Raw genomic sequence first — 23,151 nt, 5'->3', positions numbered from 1 at the left:
TGCCCTGAAGCGGGAGGGCTGCCTCGCGCCTGACTCGGATCGGAACGCCATGGATTCCGGCCAGCCGATCGACGCGCTGCTCATCGTGCCGCCGCCGTCCCCGTCCGAGACGAATCCTCCGCTGGGGCCGATGATCCTGGCGCGCGCGGCTGACCGGAATGGCGTCCATGTACGGATCTGTGATCTCAATATCGAGTACCTCCGGCGGTTCCGGGGAGTGACCGATGATCGCGGAAAAGGCATCATCGGCGACCACGGAAAGAATCGGGCGCTGCTCGCCGCGGCGGCGGAATGGTTCTTCGACGAGACGGGACTCGACCGCGCTGACGCCTTGCATCTTCCTGACACCGCCGATGCGAGAGCGGGAATGCACTTCGCCTTCGCGTCGCTGGAGCGGGCCACCGCCCAGGCCGCCGAGCCCGGCGCGTTCTGGGCGACATGGCTGTCCGGGATTCTCTTCCCTGCGGTTCCGGAGCCGCCATGCGTCGTCGGCGTCTCGATGATGGGTCCGTCGCAGGTCTTCCTCGGGATCGTCGTGGCGCGGCTCGTCAAGCGCCACTGGCCGGGCTCGGTGACCGTCCTCGGCGGCAGCCACGCCACCCTCCTCGCGGCGGAGATGGCCGCGGACGCCCGCTACACGCGGTTCTTCGACCATGTCCTGCCGGGGCACGCCGAGGAGGAGTTCGCCGAACTGGTACGGCGGGTGCGTGGCGGCCGCCCCGCCGCCCCGCGGGTGGCGGGCGTCCCGCCCGCCGGGAGGCCGTTCGACTATCTGCCGCTGATGTCGCAGGACCAGCTGGCCCCCTACGACCCGTCCACGCTGACGATGCCGCTGCAGTTCACGCGGGGGTGCTCCTACGGCCGCTGCACCTACTGCACGTACCCGGTCGTGGAGCCGGCCACGACCCGGCTGGACGCGCCGCGGGCGGCGGAGGCGATCGGCGCCCTCGTGGACCGGCACGGCGTCCGCCGGTTCTCGGTGAAGGACTCGCTCTTCACCGTCCCGATGATGCTCGACCTCGCCGGCGCGCTGGAGGAGGCGGGCGTCCGGGTCCGCTGGAGCGCGACCACCAAGATCACGCCGAGCCTGGCCGTGCACGCGCCGAGGCTGGCGGCGGCGGGCCTGTCGACACTGGAGTTCGGTGTGGAGAGCGTCCACCCCGCGGGTCAGCGGCTGTTCGCCAAGGTGACGGACACGAAGGTCGTCGAGGACGTCGTCGCGGCCTGCGCGGGCAGCGGTATCGCCGTGGTGATCAACCTCATCTTCGGGCTGCCGGACGAGCCGCTGGACGCCGCGGAGCGGCAGCTGGCCTGGTTCGAGGCCCAGTGCGGTCGGGCACCGGGGATGGTGGACGGCTCGCTCAACATGCTGGAGATCGTGCGCGGCTCTCCGCTGGCCGTGCGTCCTCCGCCGGGCGTGCGGTTGCGGGGCATCGCTCCGTGGGCCTTCGCGTACGACTGGAACGCCCCGTCCTGGCGGAGGGGGTTCGCTGATCGCCTCCGGCGGCGGGAACTCGGGCCGGCCGGGCTCACAGCGCCGACAGAACCGCTCTGAGGTCCCTGATCCGGTGCGTCGCCTCGCATTCGCGGAAGACGAAGCCGGGATGGGTGAACAGGTAGCCCGTGCCCCCGCTGATCGCTGTCAGGCCCATGTCGCTGGGGGAGTCGCCGACGACCACGATCTCGTCGTAGTCGCGGGCGCCGCGGAGGTACTCGGTGAGGACGTCCGCCTTGGTGCGGCGGGCGTCCCGTGTGTGCTGGTCCACCGCGAAGGCGGTGCCCTCGGGGAAGAACCTTTCGAGCCGCAGCACCTTCAAGAAGATCGACAGGGTGGCGGGCCGGGTGTTGGACAGCAGTATCTGGTCATGCCGCGCCTGGATCGCGGCGAGCACCTCCGCCGCGTGCGGGGTCGGCTCGATGCCGTCGCACTGCATGTTCGGGTTGCTCTCCGACAATTCGAAGCATGCTTCCTGGAGCTCCATGGCGCGGACGTACTCGTCCTCTCCTAAGAGCCACGTGAAGTACTCGAACCACTTCTTGCCGTACAGGGTGATGCTGTCGGCATGGGAGAAGCGCTCGGCGTGTCCGTAAGCGGCGAGGACATGGTTGGAGATGTCGATGACCGCCCGGTGGTTGCCCTGCTCCAGCGTCCCGTGCAGATCCCAGACGAACAGCTTCTTCACGAGGATCACCTGACTCCGGTGGGCGGCGGATCGTCAGCGGGCTCGGAGCATTTCCATCATCTCCGCCAAGCGAGCCCACAGCGTAGCATCGATGTCCCCGCCCTGAAGGTTCCGGTGAAATATTTCGAGAAGGTCCAATGATCCGGTGGGAAGGGTGATATCGCGCACCACGAGGATGTCGAGGAAAGTATAGAGATCGATTCCGCGGCGGCGGGCTGAGACGTCCTGAATTCCGGTGGAACGCTCAAAAAGTTCCAGGATCGTGCGCAGAGTGTTTGCGCATGAGCGATATGGTGGATTGTCCAGATAGGGTGGCCCGTCGGAGAACTCCAGATCGCCGTAGTAATACAGGACATACCCCCGGCACATAGATCGGAAGGACGGATCCTGATCGAGCCGCGCGAAGAAGCGCCGGTCGCTTCCGGGGACGTCGCGATGGCAGAGGGCCCACAGTATGGCGGCGGCCAGGAACGGGTCGTCCTCTGCCTCCAGCAGTTCCGAGAGCACCGCGTCACTGTGCGGGACGGACCTGGAGAGCAGATACACCAGCAGGTTGCGGACGGCCTGCCCCTCGGGGGTCGTGCCCGCGGACCCGGCCTCCCGGTACGCCGCCGCGAGCCCCTCACGGAGATCCCGCTGCGGGGTGGCCCTGAGTTGGGCGAGCAGGCAGTGCCGCATCTCACGGGTGAGATCGCGGCGGAACAGCTCGTGGATGCTCCGGACGTTCGGCCGGTCCAGGAGCGCATCGCAGACATGCGCGGCGACCAGGTACTCGAAGAACGAGTAGTGGAGGAACTCGCCCACCTCCCGGTTCCGGACGGTCCGGATGTCGAGGATCAGGTCGAGCATCCGCCGGAGGGACTGCGGACCGATGCCCGGCGGCAGCGCCTCCACCAGCGCCTCCACCAGTTCCGCGACGGGCATGGCGCCCCTCGCCATCGCACCGGACGCGTGCGCGGCCCACGCGGCCGCCTGCCAGACGGTGAGCGCGTCAACGGAACCGGCGGCCTGGTGCCCGGCGGACGAGTCGGCGACCTTGGCCAGGGCGGACAGGTACTCGTCGTAGAGCGTCACGGGATCCTCGACGAATCGCGCGTGCTCACCGATGAAGGTGAGCATGCGCGCGTACAGGGGCCGCGCCGCCAACTGCGACAGGTCCTGTCTCGCCGTCACCGCGTCGTGGAGGCGCTCCGGCCGGTCGAGCAGGTCGGCGCTGTGCAGCCGGTCGAGGAAATCGCGGAACTCCACACCGGGCCGCCAGGGCAGAAGGACGTACACCTCGTCGAACCCCGCATCGGCCAGAAGCGGCGACAGTTCCTGCTCGTACGCGCGGAGCCGGGAGGTGACGAGCGTCGGCCGGGCCCGGAGCAGCTCCGGCAGTGTGCGGGCCAGGCTCTCGGCGTCCGCCACGGCCTCGTCCAAGCCGTCCAGGAAGATGACGGCGCCCGGAAGGACCTTCAACCACGGCCAGTCGGCGCCGGACAGCAGCCGGGCATGCTCGCGCGCCCGCACCGCAAACGGCAGGAGGCCCTCCGCGAGACTGCGCTGCACCGCCTCGTACAGCGCCACGCTCTTGCCCGAGCCGGGTTCGCCGAGCAGGAGCACCGAGCGTCCTCCGGCGAGCGCCCGCATGACGGTGTCCAGTGCCAGCATCTGGCTGCTGCGGCCTCGCTCGTGATAGCGCACCATCCGCGTTCCGACGAGCAGGCCGCCGTCGTGCAACTGGTGGAGGCTCATGTCGAGGGGGTAGGCGGTGCGACGGCGTCCCAGGTCGCGGACGAGGTCGCCGGAGAGCACCTCCGCCCGGCCAGGAGCCGACTCCAGAAGCCGGGTCTCCGGCGGACCGGGCTTGTCGTCGGGTCCCGGGACGGCTCGGTCGAGCGCCAGCACGATCATGAGGAGGTCGCGCCCGAGCGGCTCCTTCCGGTAGTTCCGCTCCCACGTCCAATGCCGGTTCCGCAGCCTGGCCACCGCCTGGTGCCGCTCGGTGACGGGCCGGCCCGACCATTCACCGAGGCCGAGGAGCATTCGCGCCGCGATCCTGTCATTGGCGCGCAGCCGTGTCTCCACCACCTTTTCGAGGACGTCGATGAGAGCCTCGGCGCGTACCTGCCGTCCGGCGCCCTCCCCGGCCCGTGCCAGCACGGCGGGATGGTCGAGCAGCGGTGACTCCTTGAGGTCCGCGCCGTACACGCCCGGGGTGACGAGCGTCCGGAGCGCCTTGGCCCAGCGCTCGTGAGGCTCCGGGGCGGTGACCGGGCTCATCGGGGACGTCTCGCACTCACTGTCCGCAAGCGTACGTATCTCGCCGTCCGAGAACTGAGGCGTTCGACGCAAACCGACGCTTTCTCCCGGTCTTGGACGCTTTGCCTCCGGCTCGCGGCGCGGACCCTCCGGGAGGCTCGGGGAAGCAGGCACGTCGGCCCCGAGGGAGTGGCATGTCGATCCTTCATCTCCTGCACACCGCCGTCGCGGACGCGATGCCGATCGCCGCCGCCTTCCTGACCGCGTGGCTCACCCGTGACCGCCGCGCTTCGAGCCATGAAGGATCCGCTACCCCGGACGATGCCGCCCAGGAGGTAGACGACTAGGAGGCGGTGGTGGACGTGGTGTTGCGTTTGCCGTCTACGGCGGGGGTGGGGTGGGGGCGGCGGGGCAGCGCGAGGGCCGGGACGAGTGCGAGGGCGGTGAACGCCACCGTCCACCAGAAGGTGCGGTCGAATGCGGTGACCTGCCCGGACGGGCCCGGGTGACCGCTCAGCTGGCTTTGCAGGATGGCGGCGAGGACGGCGGTGCCGAACGATCCGCCGAGCTGCTGCATGATCCGGCTCGTGCTGCTGGCGTGCGGGATCCGCGCCCGGTCGAGGCCGTCGAAGGCGCCGACCATCACCGCCATGGTCGCCGCGCTCAGCCCGAATCCGCGGACGACGAGCGCGGCGCCCAGGACGGGCATGCCGGTGTGCCGGCCGGCGAGGGCGAAGGGCGCGGTGCCGAGCGCCGCGAGCACGATACCTGCGAGGACGACCGGCCGGGGCCCGATGCGGTCGGCGACCGCGCCCAGCGGCCGGGCCAGCAGGCTGCCCAGCCCTTGGGGCACCAGGAGCAGGCCGGTGGCGATGACGCTCTCGCCGCGCAACTGCTGGTAGTAGAGCGGTAGCAGCAGCATCGGCCCGAACAGCGCGAGCCCGGACCCGAACAGCAGCGCCGAGGACGCGGCGAACGAGCGGCTGCCGAACAGCCGCAGGTCGATCAGCGGATCGGCGGCGCGCAGGGCGTGCCAGGTGAACCCGGCGAGCAGCACCGCACCGGCCGCCAGCGGCACCGCGACCTCCGGATGCGCGAACCCGCCCCGGTCGCCGACCCGGGACAGGCCGTAGACGAGCGCCGCGAGCGCGGGCGACAGCAGCGCCAGCCCGATCACGTCCAGGCGCGGCCTCGACGGCGGCGGGTCCGCGGGAAGGCGCCTCCAGGCCAGGCCGATCGCCGCCGCGCAGATCGGCAGGTTGACGTAGAAGATCCAGCGCCAGCTGAGATGCCCGGCGATCAGCCCGCCGATGACCGGCCCGAGGATCGGACCCGCCAACACCGGCAGCGAGACGACGGCCATCAGCCGTCCGATCCGCCGCCCGCCCGCCGCGCGCAGGAGGATGGTCTGCATGACCGGCAGCATCAGGCCGGCGCCCGCGCCCTGGACCACGCGGAACGCCACCAGCGAGCCGATGTCCCAGGCCAGGCCGCTGAGCAGGGAACCGGCCAGGAACAGCACCAGCGCGACCAGCCACATCCGCTTGGCGCCGAAGCGCTCCACCGTCCACCCGGTGACGGGAATGGCCGTCGCCATCGCCAGCAGGTAGCCGGTGCTCACCCACTGGACCGTCGACACCGGCGCGTCCAGGTCGCGGCCCAGGACGTGGATGGCGACGTTCACGATCGTGCTGTCCAGCAGCGGCGCCATCGCGCCGAGGACCAGGATGCCGGCCAGGCCCAGCAACCCCCGATCCAGCCGCTCCGCGGTCATCGCCCACCCTCCACTCTAAGAGACGCGGCGTCTCTTGCACTGCCACGATAGGCTGACGAACACAAGAGACGCAACGTCTCCAAAGGAGATGGCAATGGACGAGAGCCCGCCGCGCACGCGCCGCCGCGGCGCCGCGCTGGAGGCCACGATCCTGGAGGCCGCCTGGGACGAGCTGGCCGCCGTGGGCTACTCCCGGCTGACCATGGAGGGCGTCGCCGCGCGGGCCCGCACCGGCAAGCAGGTCCTGTACCGCCGCTGGCGCAACCGCCCCGAACTGGTCATCGCCGCCGTGCGCCACCACACCGGCTCCATCGCCGACGAGGTCATCGACACCGGCGAGCTGCGCGGCGACGTCCTGACCGTCCTGCGCCGGATGGTCCAGCGTCAGCGCGACTTGGGCCCGGACCTGGTCCACGGGCTCATGGCCGACGCCCCCGACCTGGACCCCCGGTTCTTCACCATCATGCACGGCGTCATGACCACCGTCCTCCAGCGGGCGGCCGAACGCGGCGAACTCGAAACCGCCGACCTCCCGTCCCGCGTGGTCACGCTGCCCGTGGACCTCCTCCGCCACGAGATGCTGCTCACCAGCAACCCCATCGCCGAGACCACGCTCACCGAGATCGTCGACCAGGTCTTCCTCCCTCTTCTTGCTCCCAGGAGTGCCGGCTCCTGACGTGGGCGCCGCCCGACGACCGTCCGGCCATGCTGACGAAGAGCACGAGCATCCAGAGCGCCAGCAGCGCGACGGCCGCCGCACCGCACATCGCTACGACGATCACAGGGCCTCTTCGATCTCGTGCTGGGTGGCGAGCGCCTCGCTCAGCCGCTCCCGGGTGTCCTCGACGAGCGTGGCGTGCAGGCCGTAGAAGATCTCCCGCTCGGTGAGCGGACGCAACCGCGTGGCCACGAAGCACGCCATCGTCGGAGGGCGCCGTATGTACCAGTCCGGGTACTGCTGCTGGAGGCGGGCGTGTTCTGGATCGTTCACGGTGTGGAACTCCCTGCTGGCTTCTCTGTCCGGGAGACGAGCGTCGCAGCGCACGACTACGCTGAGCTACGAACCACTCACCCCCCAGCGAGCACCCCCGCCGGACAGTGCGACACCCGGAACCGGCAGGCCGACACCCGGGAGGCGTCCGATGGCACCCGCGCGTGACAGCGGCCCCACCGCCTATCAGGAGATGTTCGTCATCGAGCTGCGCGCCCGCCGCGAGATGGCCGGGCTCTCACGCAACAAGCTCGCCGAGGCCCTGGGCTGCACCCCCCAGTGGATCGCCAAGGTCGAGACCTTCGAGAAGCCGCCCTCCGAAGGCCTGGCCGACGACCTCGACACCTACTTCGAGTGCCACGGCACCTTCCGCCGCCTCTGGGAGAAACACATCGAAGTCCGCAAACGCGGCCTGATCCCCAAGGGCTTCCGCCCGCTGGCCGAGGCGGAACCGGATGCGTCGCAACTGAGCATCTTCGCTCCGCTGCTCATACCGGGGCTGCTTCAGACTGAGGAGCACGCCCGCTTTGTCTTCGAGTCCGAACAGCGGGCGGACAAGGTGGAAGAGGTCCTGACCCTCCGCATGGAGCGGCAACGTATCTTCGCTCGTGCGAACCCACCCTGGCTGTTCGTCCTCCTCCGCGAGGCCGTGCTCCGTGACCTGCACGCTTGCGTCCGCGTAGGACAGTGCAAGCGGTTGCTCGACATGATGGCTGAACCGAACGTCGCGATCCAGGTCATCCCTACGACGGCACGCGTCTTCCAAGGGGGCGGCTACCAATTGCTCTCGTTCGACGCGAGCGCGGACGTCGCGTATGTCGATGGAGTGAGCGGTTTCGGGCAAATGCTCACCGAGCCGCCGGATGTGCGCAGGCTCAATATGCTTTTTAATATGATCAGGTCCACCGCGATGTCCGCGGACGACTCCGGAAGCTTCATCCGCTCGATCATGGAAAGCGTGTGAGCATGTTCGATCATTCGTCCGCCCACTGGCGCAAGAGCAGTCGGAGCGACTCATCCGGCGGCGACTGCGTCGAGGTGGCGGCAACGGAGCAGATTGTCGCCGTGCGAGACTCCAAGGATCCTTGCGGGCCGAGGCTGCTGATCGGGCGCGCGGCGTTCGCGGCACTGGCGCTGGACGTCCGCGCCGGACGCTACGACCGCTAGCCGCGACGACCGACCCGTAGCTGCCTTCGAGACCTTGACCTGTGGCGCAATCGGTCCGGACGTGCGGCGGACTCTCAGATAAGCAGCATCATGGAGGGAAAGTGAGCACTCCCGGCCTGTCGGCGCCCAGTTGGCGCAAGAGTTCCTACAGCGACTCCGAGGGAGGGAATTGCGTTGAGGTGGCGGCGGGGGAGTCGGTTGTCGCCGTGCGGGACTCCACGGATCCGGACGGGCCGAGATTGTTGATTGGGCGCGCGGCGTTCGCGGCGCTGGCGCTCGACGTCCGCGCCGGACGCTACGACCGCTAGCCGCGCTTCGCGTCATTGCTGGCGGGGTCTCTCCGGTGATCTTACGGAGTGCGAACGTCCGGCCAGCTCAGGCGGCTATCGGGGGGTCGCGTCCATAGGCTCGTCCCACGAGGGAGGTCCGGAAGGACTGGTAGTCGCACGGCGTGGAGGGAACCAGGATGGGCGCGATCGTCGTCGAGGCACGCGACCTGTATGTCAGCTCCGGCGGCCGGATGGTCAGGGACCTGTCGTTGGCGGTGCCGGAAGGCGAGATCCACGCGCTGCTCGGCCATCGGGGGGCCGGAAAGACCTTGGCGCTGGAGGCGTTGGCCGGTCTGCGGCGGCCGTGCGGTGGCCGGGTTCGGCTTCGTGGCGCCGATCCCTACGCCGAGCGGGACGGGTTTCGGGTGGGCGCGGTGTGGCGAGACGGCGGCTCGTTCCCCGGCCTCACCGTCACCGAGGTCATCGAAGGCTGGCGGCGCTGGACGCTGGACCCGCTGACGGTGGACGAGGTGCTCGCGCTGACCGGGCTGGAGAAGGTCGCCGGGGTGCGGTTCGAGCGGCTGACGGCGGGTGAGCGGCGGCTGCTCGATCTGGCGCTGGCGATGGTGAACCGCTCGGACGTGCTGTTCCTGGACGAGCCCACGTCCGGCCTGGACGATGGAACGATCCATCGGATCTGGGCGACGCTGCGCCGCGTGGCCGCGGTCGGCATGACCGTGCTGCTCACCACGCGCGACGCGGCCGAGAGTCGGCGGGCCTGCCGCGTCAGTGTCGTCGACCGGGATCGCACCTTTACATCGCCGGGTGTCGTCTCGGCGCCGCTCGGCCGTTGGCGTGACCGCTCAGGCAGTGCGGTCGCCAGTCCACCGCGTGACGTCCGGGATGTTCGGGCCGTGGTCTGTGCAGGTCGGTGGGAAAGCCCGGCTCGGCGGGCTCGGTGAAACACGGCACCGTCCGCTCTATGGCGGGCGGGTGCTGGTTCTGGCGCTCGACGTCCGTGGTGGACGGCATGACCGGGCTACGCTTGTGAACTCTATACACACATGCTTCACTTGGTGTCCGTAACACACGACGCCATCGGTCTGGTGGCGTATTCCTTCATGAGCTCTCACGGGGGATCTGCCATGCCATCCGTTCACAGCGGCGTGCCGACGTCCACTTGCCGTGCGCTCGTGCGCAATGCGGGCTTCCTGGTTGCGGTGCTTGTCCTCGTTTCCGCGTGCGGCGGCGGGGGCGGGGGCGGGGACGGCGCCGGGCCCTCGTCCAGTGGCACCGGAGCGGGCGCCGTTGCGTCGCGGTCGGCGGCAGGTGCGGCGAGTGGCCCGTCCACCGGGGGCTATCGGACGCCGATGGACATCGCCAAGAAGATCAGGTCCGCGGGGCTCGGCTGCGCTCGGCCGAAGCGGGGCGCGGTGCTCGGCGGGACCAAGGTCACGTGCGTCGTCCGGGGGGAGCACGTCAACGTCGAGGTCTACGACTCGCCGGCGGACTTCCGGGCCGGCGTGAAGATCGCGTGCAGCTTCGGCATACCGTTCACGAGCGTCACCGACGGCAGGCGCTGGTCCGTCACCGCGAACACGGCGGCGACGAACCGGCGGCTGCGCGGAGTGGTCGGCGGCAAGGTCGTCCAGCCGTGCCGAGGGCGACGGTGATGCCCATAGCGGCGGAGTGCATGGAAAGAACAGGGGTGTGCGTGCAGGTGTAAGGACAGGGGGCGGCGCGGAGCGCATGCTCGGGTCGGAGGGGGCCGTCCGTCGAGAGGCGGACGGTTCCGGTGACCGATCCAGAGGAGTGCATCGTGATCAGGAAAGCGGCTCTCTTGTTCGTTGCCACTGCGGCGGCCGTCGCGGGGCTGGTGCCGGCGGCGCAGGCCGACTCCGCCGCACCGCTGCCGGGGTGTCCCGCCAACTCGGTCTGCGGCTGGAGCGGGCCCAACTTCACCGGAGCGGTGACGATCTTCCGCGGGGGGACGACCTGTACCGCTTCCACGCTTCCGCTCGGGTCGGTCGCCAACACCTATCCGGCGGGGACCGGGGTGCCGGTCACGGCCTTCGTGTACTCCGGGGCCTTCTGCGCCGGGACGCCCGTCGCCGTCGTGGGACGGGGGCAGGCCGTGCCCTCGCTTCCCTCCGGCGCCCGCAGCGTCAAGATCGTCGTGTGACGGACGCCTCAGTGGCGTCCGAGGTCAGGGTCGTCAGGGCGGTGTGGGAGTGGCCCGCCTTCGCCAGGGGGATCTCGATGTCACAGGGCAGGTCGGGCAGGTAGCCGAGGAGGACGTCCGCCGGGCCGCTCACCTCGGCCTCGCCGAGGACGGCGGGGAGCAGGAGCGTGCTCCCGGCTTCGAGGGTGCCCGACCAGTTCCCGCTGCTCAGCCGGGCGGGGGCGCCCGCGTTGCTGACGATCGTGGCCGTCCGGAGCGTGAGGTGCATGCGGGTGCCCGCGGCGGCCTGCCAGCGTTCGAGGGCGAAGTAGCGGCCGGCGCAGCAGACCGTTCGCTGGACGCCGTCGGACACGGGGATCACGAGCCCGGGGTGGAAGCGCGGGCGGGGGTCGGGCCTCCATTCGGCCAGCAGCATGTCGATGTTGCGGTGCCGTTCGTCCGGGCCGATGGGGGAGCCGTCCTCCATGCGCCAGGGCATCGCGTGCTGCTGGATGTCGGACGTCTGCTCGATCTCGTAGACGAGGGTGTCCGGGCCGAAGCTGTGGAGGGTGCCGCCGGGGATGTAGATGGTCTGGCCGGGGACGACGGGCAGGCGGCGCATCACGCTGTCGAAGTCGCCGCGCAGGAGGGCCTCGCGGAGGGTGGCGGCGTCCACGCCCGGTCTCGTCCCGGCCAGGGCCGTGGCTCCGGGACGGGCGTCGAGGATGTGCCAGGCCTCGGTCTTGCCGTTCGGCTGCCCCTCCAGCCGGACGGCGGTCTCGTCGTCGGCGTGGAGGTGGACGGGCAGCGCGCCGGTCGCGTCGATGTACTTGGTCAGGAGCGGGAAGCGGTCGCCGCGCCAGCCGCGTCCCATCAGCTCCTCGGGGTGCTCGGTCGCGAGGTCGCGCAGCGAGTGCCCGGCGAGGGGGCCGTCCGCGACCTCGGCGCCCTCGCCGTCGACGTCGCTGACCTCCCACGTCTCGGCGACGCGGCCCGGGGGCAGGCCGGTGCGGCCGAGGCGGTCGGCGATGGCGCGGCCGCCGAACACGTGCGCCTTGACGGGCGTGGTCAGGCGTAGCGGATGCCAGTCCATCACAGGATCGGCTGGCCGCCGGTCACGGCGATGCGGGCGCCGGACACGTAGCTCGCCTCGTCGGAGGCGAGCAGGACGTACACCGGGGCGACCTCGGCGGGCTGTCCGGCGCGTCCCAGCGGGACCTGCCCGCCGAACGACTCGACCTGCTCGGACGGCATCGTCGCGGGGATCAGCGGGGTCCAGATCGGGCCGGGCGCGACGCTGTTGACGCGGATGCCGCGCGGTCCGAGCAGCTGGGACAGCGTTCCGGCGAAGTTCGCGATGGCCGCCTTCGTGCAGTTGTAGGGGAGGAGCTGCGGGGGCGGCATGTCGGAGTTGACCGAGGTGGTCCCGATGATCGAGCCGCCGGGGCCCATGTGCGGCAGCGCCGCCTTGCACAGGTGGAACATCGCCGAGATGTTGACGTTGAGGGTGTGGTCCCACTCGTCGTCGGGGATCTCCTCCAGCGAGTCGCGAGTCATCTGGAACGCGGCGTTGCTGACCAGGACGTCGATCCGGCCGAACGCGCCGGCGGCCTTCGCGATCACGTCGCGGCAGTGCGCGGGGTCCGCCAGGTCGCCGGGGACGAGGACGGCGCGGTGGCCCGCCTCCTCGACGAGCCGGGCCGTGTCGCGGGCGTCCTCGTGCTCGTCCAGGTAGGAGAGCAGGACGTCGGCGCCCTCGCGGGCGAAGGCGATCGCGACCGCGCGGCCGATCCCGCTGTCCCCGCCGGTGATCACGGCCGTCTTGCCGTCGAGGCGGCCCGAGCCGCGGTAGGAGTCCTCGCCGCAGTCGGGGCGCGGCGACATCGCCGACTGGACGCCGGGCGGCCGCTGCTGCTGCGCCGGCTGGTTCATGGTCCACCTCCGTGGCGGTGCGGGTTCCCGGCACTCCCCGGCTACCCGCCGGATGACGCTTCACCGGGAGTCGGGCCGAACTTGACGCGGGCTTGGCGAGCGCGGGACGTGTCCGTGACCGGACGGCCGAGTCTCTCGGGGGCCGGTCAAATCGCCGGAGATCAGCCGTGCCGTCCCGGTATTCGGGCCGGAGGCGGGTAGCCGGGACACATGAGCAAAAAGGGGAAGAGCGAGCCGTCCGTGGGGGACGAGGTCAGCTGGAAGAGCCACGGCTCCACGGCCGAGGGCAAGGTCGAGAAGAAGCTCACCGAGCGGACGAAGGAGGCGGGGCGCACGGTGGCGGCCTCGGAGGACGAGCCGCAGTACGTGGTGCGCAGCGAGAAGAGCGGCGGCAAGGCGGTGCACAAGGCCGAGGCGCTGAAGAAGAAGGGGTCGAAGTGAAGGACGACGAGCGGAAGGTCGCGTCCGAGTTCGGCAAGGCCGTGAACATGACCGCCAAGGAGCTGGAGCGGTGGCTCGACACCGACGAGTCCAAGTCCGTCGGCCAGAAGGACGGCGGGAGCGAGTCGGTCGGGCACGAGTCCGGGCGCAGGATCGTGCAGTTGCTGCACGAGAGGAAGTCGGAGCTGACCGAGGACGACTACGCGCACATGGACAAGGTCGTCGGTTACGTGCACCGCCACCTCGCGCAGCGACCGTCCGGGGACGTCACGGACACGAAGTGGCGGTACTCGCTGATGAACTGGGGTCACGACCCGCTGAAGTGAGAGGCGGCGCGACGATCCCGGGAACGCCTTCCCGCGGGAGGCGTTCCCGGAGCGGTCCTCACGCGACCGTCGGGGGGTTCACGACCATCGTGCGCTTGTACGCCTTGAACTCCGGCCGGTTGACCTCCTCCCAGGCGCGGTCCCGGATCTCTTCGAGCTCGTCGGCCGGGACGATCGTGTTGCGCATGTTGGCCCGGAGAAAGTTCATCATGTCCGGGTTGAAGTCGCGGTCGAGGTTGCCGTCCCGGATCGCCTGGTCGAACAGCGGCGTCCCGGGGAGCGGCATCACGCAGAAGAAGTTCGCCGAGTCCAGGCCGTAGGACATGTGCCGGCGGGCGAGCTCGACGGTGCGGTCGATCTCCTCGCGCGTCTCGTCCGGGTAGCCGATCATGTAGTTGCCCATGATGCGGATCCCGTAGTCCTTGCAGGCCCGGATCAGGCCCTCGATGTCGCTCTTCTCGATGTTCAGCTTGTTGCTGGCGTACTTGCGCAGGATGCGCAGGTTCGCGGACTCGAACGGCAGCGCGATCTGCGAGAACCCCGCCTCGACGAGCACCTCCAGCACCTCGTGGTCGGGCTTCCACTTCTTGAGCAGGTGGACGATGTTGATCCCGTTGACGTCGACGATGTCGAAGCCCGCGCCACGGATCTTGCGGAGCAGCCGCAGCCCGCGCCGCTTGTCGCCGAGCAGCGAGTCGTCCTCGATGAAGACCTGGTTCACGCCGAGGCCCTTGAGGACGTCGAGCTCCTCCAGCACCCGCTCGTCGGACTTGATCCGGTACTTGCCGATGTATCCGGCGATGCTGCCCTCCTGCTCGCCCGCGATGTGGCAGTAGGCGCAGTGGAACGGGCAGCCGAGCGAGGTCACCATCGACGAGTAGGACAGCACGCCGCCCGGCACGCCGCCGTGCGGCCGCCCGATCTCCCAGTACCGGCTGTTCGGCAGCAGGTCCCACGCCGGCATCGGCAGGGTGTCGAGGTCCCACACCATGTCCTTGGACGTGGTGGCGTTGACGCGGATGCGGCCCGGCTCGGGCCAGGCGACGCCGGCGATCGCGGAGAAGTCCGGGGACCCGGCCGACGCGCGGACCGCCCGGACGATCTCGATGATGGTCTCCTCGGCCTCCGACAGGCAGACGACGTCGAAACCGGCGCCGAAGAACTGCGGCATCCGGGACCGGGCGTTCACCCCGCCGGACACCAGGATCTTCTCCGGGAATGCCTCCTTGATGATGCGCGCGCAGTGCAGCACCATCGTCTCCTGCTCGGTGAAGATCGAGGTGATGCCGACGATGTCGTAGTCGGCCGCCTCCCGGAGGATGCGCTCGTCGTCGACGCCCGTCCGGAGCATCCCGCTCGGGAGCTCGTCGGCGCGGTCGAAGAACACCTCGTTCAGGTCGTCGGTGTCGTCGCCGACGCAGGCGTCGAAGACGGCGACGTCGATGCCGTGGCGGCGCAGCGACCCGCCCAGGGACGGGTAGGCCAGGGAGCCGTTGGGCTTGCACATGACGCCCGGCAGGGTCTGGTTCGGGGGATAGAGCAGGAGCACACGTACGTCACGCGAACTCATGAGAGCCTCCTAGGCCGTTAAGCTCCGTTCGCTCTTGTCTTCCATGAATTCACGTTGAATGAATTCGTGATGGTGCCGCGCGACACCTGTGATGAGCATCCCATGGGCGCCGGTCCGCGTCTTCTCCCAGATTGTCGATAAAGCGGCGGCGGGGCGGAGCGCGCCTTTCTTCAAGAACTGTTCGGCCGCGGGCGGCGAAGACATAATGCGGGGACGGGGATTCCGATCGCGGGACGCGCGCCCCCGGCGCCCAGGAGGATGACGATGCCCCACCGTTCTCCCGATGCGGGACGGCCGCTGATGTACACCGCGGAGTTCGCCGAGGTCTACGAGGACATGTACCGGATCCGCGGCAAGGACTGGGCCGCCGAGGCCGAGGAGCTGGTCCGGCTGATCCGCGCGGAGGCGCCCTGGGCGACGTCCCTCCTGGACGTCGCGTGCGGCACCGGCGCGCACCTGGAGACGTTCGCGCGGTCGATGGAGCACGTCGAGGGCCTGGAGATCGCCGCGCCGATGCGCGCCGTGGCCGCGCGCCGGCTGCCCGGCGTGACGGTGCACGCCGGGGACATGCGCGACTTCGCGCTCGGCCGCACGTTCTCGGCCGTGACCTGCATGTTCAACGCCATCGCCTATCTGGCCGACGCGGCCGAGATGCGCGCCGCGATCGCCGCGATGGCCCGGCACCTGGACCCCGGCGGCGTCCTCGTCGTGGAGCCCTGGTGGTTCCCCGAGCGGTTCATCGACGGCTACCTCGCGGCGGACGCCGGGCAGGTCGACGGGCGCGCGGTCGCCCGCGTCTCGCACACCACCCGCGAGGGCCGCGTGTCCCGGCTGGAGGCCCGCTACCTGGTCGGCGGCTCGGACGGGATCCGGGAGTTCACCCACGTCCACCTGCTCACCCTGTTCGGCAGGGACGAGTACCACGCCGCGTTCGCCGACGCCGGCTGCCCCGCCGAGTACCGCGAGGGCGGCCTCACCGGGCGGGGCCTGTTCGTCGGCGTCCGCGGCGCGTGAGCCGTCTCACCCCCGTTCGGTGCCGTGGCCGCCGATGTGGCCGAGCTTGTCGGGGTTGGTGACCGCGTAGACGCCGGTGATCCTGTCCCCCTCGGGGGCGAGGTCGAGGACCATGACGCCGAACGGGGCGTCGTCGCCGTCGAACAGGACCGCGGACGGGTCGCCGTTGACGCTGCGGTAGCGGATCACGGCGTCGGACCCCTGGCTGGTCCGGGCGATCGTGCGGGCGACCTTGTCGCGGCCGCTGATCGGGCGGAGCGCCGCCGAGCGCGCCTTGCCGCCGCCGTCCGTCCAGAGGGTGACGTCGGGGGCGAGGAGTTCCAGCAGGCCCTGCACGTCCCCGCCGATGGCGGCCTTCAGGAACCGCTCGGTCACCTGCCGCTGGACGCGGGGGTCCACCCGGTAGCGGGGACGGCGGGCGTGGACGTGCTCGCGGGCGCGGTGGGCGAGCTGCCGCACGGCGGACGGGCTGCGGTCGAGGATCCCCGCGATCTCGGTGTGGGCGTAGCCGAACACCTCGTGCAGGACGAACACCGCGCGCTCCAGCGGCGTCAGCGTCTCCAGGACGACCAGCAGCGCCAGGGAGACGGCCTCGGTGCGCTCCGCCGCCCCGTCCGCGCCCGGTTCGCCGCCGACGAGGGGCTCGGGCAGCCACGGGCCGACGTAGGTCTCGCGGCGGCGGCTGATGGCGGCCTGCCGGGCGAGGGCGGTGTTCACCGCGATCCGCACCAGGTAGGCGCGCGGGTTCGCGATCTCCTCGGCGTCCTCCGCGCCGGTCCGCGCCGTCCAGGCGAGCCAGGTGTCCTGGAGGACGTCCTCGGTGTCGGCGACGCTGCCGAGCATGTTGTAGACCACCGAGAACAGCAGCTCCCGGTGATCGGCGAAGACGCCCGTGGCGGTGTCCGGCATGGTCGCGACCTCCTGTGCGCTCTCCCCTCTGAGCGGTGCGGGCCCCCGAAGTGTGACATCGGGAGACGAAGTGTGACGTGGACCTCAGCGGCGGCGCCCGATGTCACACTCGCCGGCGCCCGGCCCTCTTGGATCGCGACAACCGAGCACGAGTCCCACCGCCCGATCCCGGAGGCCCTCCATGGCAGAACAGGACGCCGGACCGTCCTTCCTGGCGACGGGCCGCGGCAAGCTCACCCTGACCTTGCTGTGCGCCATCGCCTTCCTCGACTTCATCGACGCCTCGATCGTCAACGTGGCGCTGCCCGCCATCCGCGCGGACCTGCACTTCACCGTCCAGGACCTCCAGTGGGTGCCGAGCGGCTACCTGCTCACCTACGGCGGCTTCATGTTGCTCGGCGGCCGCCTCGCCGACCTGCTCGGACGCCGCCGCGTCGTCGCGGCGGGGACGGTGCTGTTCTCGCTGTCGTCCGTCACGGGCGGGCTCGCCGGAACCTCGGAGGTGCTGGTCGGCGCGCGGCTCGCGCAGGGCGCCGGGGCGGCGCTGATGCTGCCGGGCGCGCTGTCCATCCTGACGACGACGTTCAGGGAGGGCGGCGACCGCGGCAAGGCCCTCGGCGTGTGGGGCGGCGTCGCGGGCGGCGCGTCCGCGGCGGGCGTGCTGCTCGGCGGGCTGCTGACCGACGGGCCCGGCTGGCGCTGGGTCATGCTCGTCAACGTCCCCGTCTGCGTGATCGTCCTCGCCGGGCTGTTCGCGCTGGTCGAGGGCGACCGGCGGCCGGCGCGGCTCGCGGACTTCGACGTCCTCGGCACCGTGCTCGTCACCGGCGGGATGCTGCTGCTCGTCTACACGCTGGTGAAGGCGCCGGACGTCGGCTGGGACGCGGCCCGGACGGTCGGCGGGCTCGCGGGCGCCGCGGCCGTCCTGGCCCTGTTCGTGCTGAACGAGTGGCGCGGCCGCGACCCGCTGCTGCCGCTGTCGATCTTCCGGATCCGGGGGCTCGGCGCGGCGGACGTCACCCAGCTCGTCGCCGTCGCGGGGTTCCTGTCGATGTTCTTCTTCCTCAGCCTCTACATGGAGAACGTCCTCGGCTACTCGCCGATGCAGACGGGTTCGGCCTACCTGCCCCTGTGCGTCGGCGTCGGCGTCGCCGCGGGCGCCACCGCCCAGCTCGTGCCGCGGATCGGGACGCGGCCGGTGCTGGTCGCCGGGCTGCTGCTCGCCGCCGGCGGCATCTACTGGCTGTCGCGCATCCCCGTGGACGGCCACTACCTGACCGACCTGCTCCCCGGCCTGATGGTGACCTCGTTCGGGCTCGGCTTCGCGTTCGTGGCGGTCACCACCGCCGCCAACGCCAACGTCCCGCCGGACCAGGCCGGGCTCGCCGCGGCGCTGCTCAACGCCTCGCAGCAGATCGGCGGGGCGCTGGGCCTCGCGATCTTCTCCGCGGTGGCGACGTCCCGGACGGAGGACCTCCTCGCCCGGCGGACCCCCGCGCCCGCGGCGCTCACCTCGGGCTTCTCCCGCGCGCTGCTGGTCAGCAGCCTGTTCCTGGTGGCCGCCGCGGTCGTCGCGCTCCGCGCCGCGAACAGCCGCGGCGAGGCCCAGGACGCGCCCCGCACGGACCCAGTCCCCGAACCGGTCCCGCGCGCCTGACCCGCCGCGACCGCCCGCGTCCCGCACGGCTGCACGACCGTGACCGTGCACCGTGCGGGCCGCATCGACCGCGCGGACCGCACGGCGCCTCGGGGGGCCGTGCGGTCGCGCGCCGGTCAGCTACCGGGGTGGACGGGGCACTCGTAGATCGGGTCGAAGTCGTCGAACAGGCGCCACGCCTTCTCCTCGCGCAGCCGCTGGAAGAACCGGTTCTCGCCCGACCAGAAGTCGCCGTTCAGGGCCCGGACGAGCCAGAAGTGCTCGATCGACTCCTTGGTGTCGAAGGGCCCGCCGGACGTGGCCTGGAGCCTCTCCTGGATCCCCCACCAGCCCGCGCCGGCGAGGCGCCGCTCGCCCGACTGCGGCGTCACCCGGAGCTCGCGGCCCTCGGAGACGTACCGGTTGTCGTAGACGGCGCGGATGAGCCGGTAGTACGTCTCGTAGCCGGTCTTGAAGAAGTTCTGGTAGCGCAGCGCGACGTCCTTCTCCTCGGCCTCGCCGTCCAGCACCCGCGCGGTCTCCTCGGCCGCCCGCCGCCCGGTCGTGAGGGCGAGCAGCACGCCGCCGGAGAACACCGGGTCGGTGAAGCAGCCGGCGTCGCCGACGATGAAGTAGCCGGGCCCGGCGAGGGTGTCGCAGTGGTACTCGAAGTTGTTCTCGCCGCCGATGTCGCGGACCACCGTCGTGCCCTTGAGGCGCTGGGCGATCCGGGGGATCCGCTCCAGGTTCTCGTCGAAGACCTTCTCGGGCACCGACGCCCGCAGGACCTCCGCCGGGGCCAGGCAGCCGATGCTGATGACGTCGGGCCGGATCGGGATGGCCCAGAACCAGCCGTCCTCGTACAGGCCGAGCTGGATGTCGCCCTCGGTGGCCGGGTTGTTGCGCTCGTCGAGGCCGCCGTAGTGCCGGAAGATCGCCGCCATCCTGAGGTCGTTGTCGGTCCTGCGCAGGTCGAGCCCGCGGGCGATCACGCCCGTCCGGCCGCTCGCGTCGATGACGAAGCTCGCGGTGACGTCGTGCTCCTCGCCGTCCTGCTCGTACCGGACGCCGGAGATCCGCTCGCCGGAGAAGTGCAGCTTCCTGACCCGGGCCTTCTGGAGGACGGTCACGCCCGGCGTCTCCGCGGCGGCGTCGAGGAGGATCTTGTCGAAGTGGGCCCGCTCCACGTGGTAGGTGTAGCCGCGCCGCCCTTCGCCGACCCTGCCCAGGTCGAGGCGCCGGAACGTGCCCTCGGTCCCGGTGAGCTCGATCCCGCGCTTGACGACGAAGCCGCTCTCGGCCACCCGGTCGAGCAGCCCGAGCTGCTCCAGCACGTCCGCGGTGTAGGTCAGCAGCGACTCGCCGATGTGGAAGCGCGGCATCTGCTCCCGCTCCAGCACGAGTACCGAGTGGCCCTTGCGGGCCAGGGTGATGGCGTAGGAGGACCCGCTGGGGCCTCCGCCGATCACGATCGCGTCATAGGCGGCGTTGCGATTCTCGGTCACGGATCGCTCCTTCAGCGCTCGAAGCCGCGGGGCACAGGACGACGGCCTGCGCGTGCATTTCCCGACTGGACGCCAGGATCAAGAATCGCCCGGCCGAAAGTCAACGCGGTCGCCGACCGTTCGGATATGTGCCCTGGTACCGATTCGAGCGGGGGTGTTCGACTGCGTGTTTCCTCGGTTGAACGCCGTTGGGAAAGCGAGTGTAGAGCGCCGTCAGGCGGCGGCGGTCTTTTCGGTTGAACGCTTCCGCGTGCTTCACTGGGGCTCGCCCGCCGACCTAGGAGTTCGACCGTGCTCACTTTGACCGGCACCGCCGTCGAGGCCATCCGCATCCTGACGACCAGGCCGGGGGTCCCGGAGGACTCCGGCCTCCGCATCGTCCACCACGACTCCGCCGGCGGCCTCGAACTGTCCATCACGCCCGGGCCGGACGCGGGGGACCAGGTCATCGAGACCGACGGCGTGCGGGTGTTCCTCCAGACCAAGGTCGCCGCGATGCTCGGCGGCCGGGCCCTCAACGCGGAGATCGCCGAGGACGACGACGTGATCTTCCGGATCACGGGTGCGCCGGACGGCGCCGAGCCGGGAACCGCGGGGTAGCCCCACCGGTCCGGGCCCGGCCGCGGGGTGCCGGCCCGGCCGCGGGTGCCGGGCTAGTGGTGGTGGCCGCCCGCGTGCATGTGCGCGGCGGGGGTCACCACGAGCGGACGGATCATGTGCTGCTCGTGTTCGAGCTGGTGGCAGTGGTAGACGCCGCGTCCGACGACCGGGAACCGGACCGCCACCGAGACGAGTTCGCCGTGGCCGCCCTGGACGACCCCGGACGTCCCGACCCGGACCACGTCCTTGTCCCCGAGCCCGTACGGCTCGGTCGGTGTCGCGGCCAGGAACTTGAGCGGTGTCGTCGATCCGCGCACGAACCTGTCGAATCCGGTGACGTCGTATTCCTCGCGGGACAGCACCTGGAGGTGCGACAGGTGGATGTGCATGGGGTGGGGCACGATGTGGATGGCGAGGAAGTTCCAGACCTCCCAGCTCCCGTGCTCCGGGGTGAACGCCTTGCCGTCGTCGTAGACCATCGCCTTCCTGCGCAGCGTCTTGACGTTCCCCTGCGCGTCCCGGACCTGGACGATCCCTTCGGTGGGGAACGTGATGCCGGCGGAGTCGACCTCGTTCATCTCCCACAGTTCGGGGACGCCCGGCGTGCCGGCGGTGAACAGCGGAGGGGCGAGGAGGATCCACCGCTGCGGGTGGTCGTGCGGCAGGTCCTCGTGGGTGACCCGCTTGAAGGTGGGCGAGACCACCGCGGGCAGCGTGAACCGGCCGGACGGCCTGCGGTCGGCCACGCGGAACTGCATGACGTCGGGTTCGAGCAGGTCGTCGCGCGTGTCGCGGCCGCCCGGCGCGATGTTCGGCAGCGTGTTGACGAGCTTCACCGCCGTGCCGCGGAACGCGCTGAAGTCGACGAGCACCTCGACCCGCTCGGCGGTCATGAGGCTGAGCGCGCCCTCGACCGGGACCGGCTTGTCGAGCAGGCCCTGGTCGGTCCCGATGACCTTGAGCGCTCCCGGGACGGGCTTCCCGTCCGCCATCAGGACCAGCCGGTAGTAGCGGGCGTTCGAGGTGTTGACGATCCGGAACCGGTACCAGCGCGGCTCCACGTTCAGATACGGCCAGATGACCCCGTTGACGAGGGTGTAGGGGCCGGCGTGCGGGCGCACGAGCCGCAGGTCGCTGACCGCCCCGACCTTGTGCAGGGACCGGCCGGTCAGCGCGCCCGACCCGTCCAGGCCGAAGTTGCGGTCGCTCAGGACCAGCGGCACCTCGTACCTGCCGTCGGGCAGGTCGAGGGCGCGCTCCTCGGCGTTGCGCGAGACGAACAGCCCCGCGAGCCCGGCGTACACGCTGTAGCGGCTCACGTGGTGGGTGTGGTCGTGGTACCACAGCGTCGTCGCGGGCTGGTGGTTCGGATAGGCCGAGAGCTGGACGTCGCCGGGCCCGATGAGGTTCTCCATCCAGCCGTCGTTGCCGCCGCCGGTGAGCATGCCGTGCAGGTGGACGGCGGCCCACGGCGGCAGGCCGGCGACACCGGGCACCTCCTGGCAGCCTGCGGTGCCCGGGTAGTTGCTGGGCGGGTTCTGCGCGTCGCCGGGGTCCAGGTAGAAGTCGAAGGCGTCGATCGGGATGGTGCCGGACAGCCGGTTCTCCCAGGCGACCCGGAGCGGACGGCCGCTGGTCGTCTCGATCGTCGGCCCCGGATAGGTCCCCTGATAGGTCCACATCGGCGTCGGCGGCAGTTCCGAGTGCAGCGTGACATCGGCGGTGCGCATCGTCACGGTCAGTTCGTCATAGGCGCTGTGGCGGCGCGGCCGCAGTACCGGCGGGATTCGCAGCGGATCCGCGAACTTGGTCAATTTCAGTTGGGGCGGCGAAGGCTCGGGCCCGCCGGATCCCGGGGCGAACGCGGTCGGCGAATTGGTCGTGGCCGAGGGGGACGCGGACGCCGGCACGGCGGCCGCCAGAGTGCTCAGCCCCACCATCGCGCCGCCCTGGAGCAGCGCGCGACGGTTCAATTTGGCCGAGCGGGTCTCGTCGGAGTCAGCTGCGGTCATGGGCGCCATGCTAAAGACCGTCCCGGACAACTCGCCGAATCGATCACTTGGGATATGCGGCGGAATCGAGTAACGTCCTCACCGGCGGTTTCCGGCCCTGCCGATCGGCATGCCGGTCCGAATGCCGTTCGACGCGGCGCGCTTTCCCGTTTTTGATCGTGTCATTCTCCGGCGCACCGGGACGGCCTGGGACCGGCCGCGGGGGCGCCGCCGATATCCGCAGGTGGGAGGCGTTCGAGGTGCTCAGGCCGGGTCGGAGGCGGACGCGTACCGGGCCGGAACCGCGACCGAGGCCGGGGCGCCCGGCGGACGGCGGCGGCCCCGTCCGCGGCCGCCCGCGCGCCCCGCGGCGGACGGGAGTCGTCCGGGGCGGACGGGCGCGTCCAGGCGAGCGGTTCGTCGGCCGGGACGGCGATC

The 23,151-nt window shown here is 70.8% G+C and carries 25 protein-coding genes; 14 read left to right on the top strand and 11 right to left on the bottom strand.

Translation table 11 applies throughout. From position 1 onward, the window contains the following. Window positions 1-49: 49 nt before the first annotated feature. Complete coding sequence (locus E1300_RS22550) at window positions 50-1,555, top strand: B12-binding domain-containing radical SAM protein (RefSeq protein WP_131759028.1); 1,506 nt, start codon at window positions 50-52, stop codon at window positions 1,553-1,555. Here E1300_RS22550 and E1300_RS22545 read toward each other — a convergent pair. Together E1300_RS22545 and E1300_RS22540 are read right to left on the bottom strand one after the other, a co-directional pair. After that, on the bottom strand, window positions 1,530-2,183 hold the full coding sequence (locus tag E1300_RS22545) for an HAD family hydrolase (protein ID WP_165502942.1): 654 nt from the start codon (window positions 2,181-2,183) through the stop codon (window positions 1,530-1,532). The two genes, E1300_RS22550 and E1300_RS22545, sit on opposite strands and share 26 nt — an antisense overlap. 33 nt (window positions 2,184-2,216) lie before the next feature. Further along, complete coding sequence (locus E1300_RS22540) at window positions 2,217-4,448, bottom strand: NACHT domain-containing protein (RefSeq protein WP_131759026.1); 2,232 nt, start codon at window positions 4,446-4,448, stop codon at window positions 2,217-2,219. Window positions 4,449-4,621: 173 nt separating this feature from the next. Here E1300_RS22540 and E1300_RS50220 point away from each other — a divergent pair, with 173 nt between their 5' ends. Next, the gene (locus tag E1300_RS50220) at window positions 4,622-4,774 is read left to right on the top strand and encodes a hypothetical protein (RefSeq protein WP_165502941.1); all 153 of its coding nucleotides are present in this window, start codon (window positions 4,622-4,624) and stop codon (window positions 4,772-4,774) included. Here E1300_RS50220 and E1300_RS22535 read toward each other — a convergent pair. Continuing rightward, window positions 4,771-6,201, bottom strand: coding sequence for an MDR family MFS transporter (locus E1300_RS22535; protein ID WP_131759025.1), 1,431 nt, complete (start codon window positions 6,199-6,201; stop codon window positions 4,771-4,773). The two genes, E1300_RS50220 and E1300_RS22535, sit on opposite strands and share 4 nt — an antisense overlap. Window positions 6,202-6,295: 94 nt before the next feature. Here E1300_RS22535 and E1300_RS22530 point away from each other — a divergent pair, with 94 nt between their 5' ends. Then, the gene (locus E1300_RS22530; RefSeq protein ID WP_131759024.1) at window positions 6,296-6,877 is read left to right on the top strand and encodes a TetR/AcrR family transcriptional regulator; all 582 of its coding nucleotides are present in this window, start codon (window positions 6,296-6,298) and stop codon (window positions 6,875-6,877) included. Between the two features lie 102 nt (window positions 6,878-6,979). On the opposite strand, the gene E1300_RS50215 is transcribed toward E1300_RS22530, so the two are convergent. Continuing rightward, window positions 6,980-7,192, bottom strand: coding sequence for a hypothetical protein (locus tag E1300_RS50215; RefSeq protein ID WP_165502940.1), 213 nt, complete (start codon window positions 7,190-7,192; stop codon window positions 6,980-6,982). Between the two features lie 151 nt (window positions 7,193-7,343). On the opposite strand from E1300_RS50215, the gene E1300_RS22525 reads away from it, so the two are divergent. From E1300_RS22525 to E1300_RS22500, 6 genes are all read left to right on the top strand, one after another. Further along, on the top strand, window positions 7,344-8,156 hold the full coding sequence (locus tag E1300_RS22525; protein ID WP_165502939.1) for a helix-turn-helix domain-containing protein: 813 nt from the start codon (window positions 7,344-7,346) through the stop codon (window positions 8,154-8,156). A gap of 2 nt (window positions 8,157-8,158) precedes the next feature. Continuing rightward, window positions 8,159-8,359: a DUF397 domain-containing protein gene (locus tag E1300_RS22520; protein WP_131759047.1), complete on the top strand. Its 201-nt coding sequence runs from the start codon at window positions 8,159-8,161 to the stop codon at window positions 8,357-8,359. A gap of 41 nt (window positions 8,360-8,400) precedes the next feature. Beyond that, complete coding sequence (locus E1300_RS22515; RefSeq protein WP_306440668.1) at window positions 8,401-8,667, top strand: DUF397 domain-containing protein; 267 nt, start codon at window positions 8,401-8,403, stop codon at window positions 8,665-8,667. A 158-nt stretch (window positions 8,668-8,825) separates the two neighbouring features. Continuing rightward, window positions 8,826-9,590, top strand: coding sequence for an ATP-binding cassette domain-containing protein (locus tag E1300_RS22510; protein ID WP_131759022.1), 765 nt, complete (start codon window positions 8,826-8,828; stop codon window positions 9,588-9,590). A 408-nt stretch (window positions 9,591-9,998) separates the two neighbouring features. Beyond that, entirely contained in the window at window positions 9,999-10,301 is a 303-nt protein-coding gene (locus E1300_RS22505; protein ID WP_131759021.1) for a hypothetical protein, read from the top strand. Window positions 10,302-10,468: 167 nt separating this feature from the next. Then, window positions 10,469-10,810 carry a peptidase inhibitor family I36 protein gene (locus tag E1300_RS22500; protein WP_165502938.1) on the top strand — a complete coding sequence of 114 codons (342 nt, stop codon included), beginning with the start codon at window positions 10,469-10,471 and terminating at the stop codon, window positions 10,808-10,810. Here the strand turns inward: E1300_RS22500 and E1300_RS22495 are convergent. Together E1300_RS22495 and E1300_RS22490 are read right to left on the bottom strand one after the other, a co-directional pair. After that, window positions 10,794-11,882: a class I mannose-6-phosphate isomerase gene (locus E1300_RS22495; protein WP_131759019.1), complete on the bottom strand. Its 1,089-nt coding sequence runs from the start codon at window positions 11,880-11,882 to the stop codon at window positions 10,794-10,796. The genes E1300_RS22500 and E1300_RS22495 overlap by 17 nt on opposite strands. Next, window positions 11,882-12,721: an SDR family oxidoreductase gene (locus E1300_RS22490; protein WP_131759018.1), complete on the bottom strand. Its 840-nt coding sequence runs from the start codon at window positions 12,719-12,721 to the stop codon at window positions 11,882-11,884. The genes E1300_RS22495 and E1300_RS22490 overlap by 1 nt, the downstream gene beginning before the upstream one ends. 210 nt (window positions 12,722-12,931) lie before the next feature. On the opposite strand from E1300_RS22490, the gene E1300_RS22485 reads away from it, so the two are divergent. After that, entirely contained in the window at window positions 12,932-13,162 is a 231-nt protein-coding gene (locus E1300_RS22485) for a hypervirulence associated TUDOR domain-containing protein (RefSeq protein WP_131759017.1), read from the top strand. Then, on the top strand, window positions 13,159-13,488 hold the full coding sequence (locus E1300_RS22480) for a DUF3140 domain-containing protein (protein ID WP_131759016.1): 330 nt from the start codon (window positions 13,159-13,161) through the stop codon (window positions 13,486-13,488). The genes E1300_RS22485 and E1300_RS22480 overlap by 4 nt, the downstream gene beginning before the upstream one ends. 58 nt (window positions 13,489-13,546) lie before the next feature. On the opposite strand, the gene E1300_RS22475 is transcribed toward E1300_RS22480, so the two are convergent. Continuing rightward, window positions 13,547-15,058 carry a B12-binding domain-containing radical SAM protein gene (locus E1300_RS22475; RefSeq protein WP_131759015.1) on the bottom strand — a complete coding sequence of 504 codons (1,512 nt, stop codon included), beginning with the start codon at window positions 15,056-15,058 and terminating at the stop codon, window positions 13,547-13,549. Between the two features lie 264 nt (window positions 15,059-15,322). Between E1300_RS22475 and E1300_RS22470 the strand changes: the two genes are divergently transcribed. Continuing rightward, a complete protein-coding gene (locus E1300_RS22470; protein ID WP_242619323.1) occupies window positions 15,323-16,072 on the top strand; it encodes a class I SAM-dependent methyltransferase in 750 nt (249 codons plus the stop codon). 6 nt (window positions 16,073-16,078) lie between these two features. Here the strand turns inward: E1300_RS22470 and sigJ are convergent, their stop codons facing one another. Beyond that, window positions 16,079-16,981, bottom strand: coding sequence for an RNA polymerase sigma factor SigJ (gene sigJ, locus E1300_RS22465; RefSeq protein WP_131759014.1), 903 nt, complete (start codon window positions 16,979-16,981; stop codon window positions 16,079-16,081). Between the two features lie 181 nt (window positions 16,982-17,162). Here sigJ and E1300_RS22460 point away from each other — a divergent pair, with 181 nt between their 5' ends. After that, window positions 17,163-18,638 (top strand): MFS transporter, encoded by a 1,476-nt coding sequence (locus E1300_RS22460; protein WP_131759013.1) that lies wholly within the window; start codon window positions 17,163-17,165, stop codon window positions 18,636-18,638. Window positions 18,639-18,754: 116 nt separating this feature from the next. On the opposite strand, the gene E1300_RS22455 is transcribed toward E1300_RS22460, so the two are convergent. Next, window positions 18,755-20,122: an NAD(P)/FAD-dependent oxidoreductase gene (locus tag E1300_RS22455; RefSeq protein ID WP_131759012.1), complete on the bottom strand. Its 1,368-nt coding sequence runs from the start codon at window positions 20,120-20,122 to the stop codon at window positions 18,755-18,757. Window positions 20,123-20,413: 291 nt separating this feature from the next. On the opposite strand from E1300_RS22455, the gene E1300_RS22450 reads away from it, so the two are divergent. Continuing rightward, window positions 20,414-20,722, top strand: a complete 309-nt coding sequence (locus tag E1300_RS22450) for a Fe-S cluster assembly protein HesB (protein ID WP_207399898.1) — start codon at window positions 20,414-20,416, stop codon at window positions 20,720-20,722. Window positions 20,723-20,775: 53 nt separating this feature from the next. Here the strand turns inward: E1300_RS22450 and E1300_RS22445 are convergent, their stop codons facing one another. Beyond that, window positions 20,776-22,734: a multicopper oxidase family protein gene (locus E1300_RS22445; protein WP_165502937.1), complete on the bottom strand. Its 1,959-nt coding sequence runs from the start codon at window positions 22,732-22,734 to the stop codon at window positions 20,776-20,778. A 161-nt stretch (window positions 22,735-22,895) separates the two neighbouring features. Next, window positions 22,896-23,151 (bottom strand): hypothetical protein (locus tag E1300_RS51670; protein ID WP_370785136.1); only part of this gene is annotated, 256 nt, incomplete at its 5' end.

This window comes from Actinomadura fibrosa, assembly GCF_900659615.1.
Taxonomy (GTDB): Bacteria; Actinomycetota; Actinomycetes; order Streptosporangiales; family Streptosporangiaceae; genus Spirillospora; species Spirillospora fibrosa.
The sequence above is the reverse complement of the archived record's forward strand: the minus strand, read 5'-3'. Positions and strand labels throughout refer to the sequence as shown.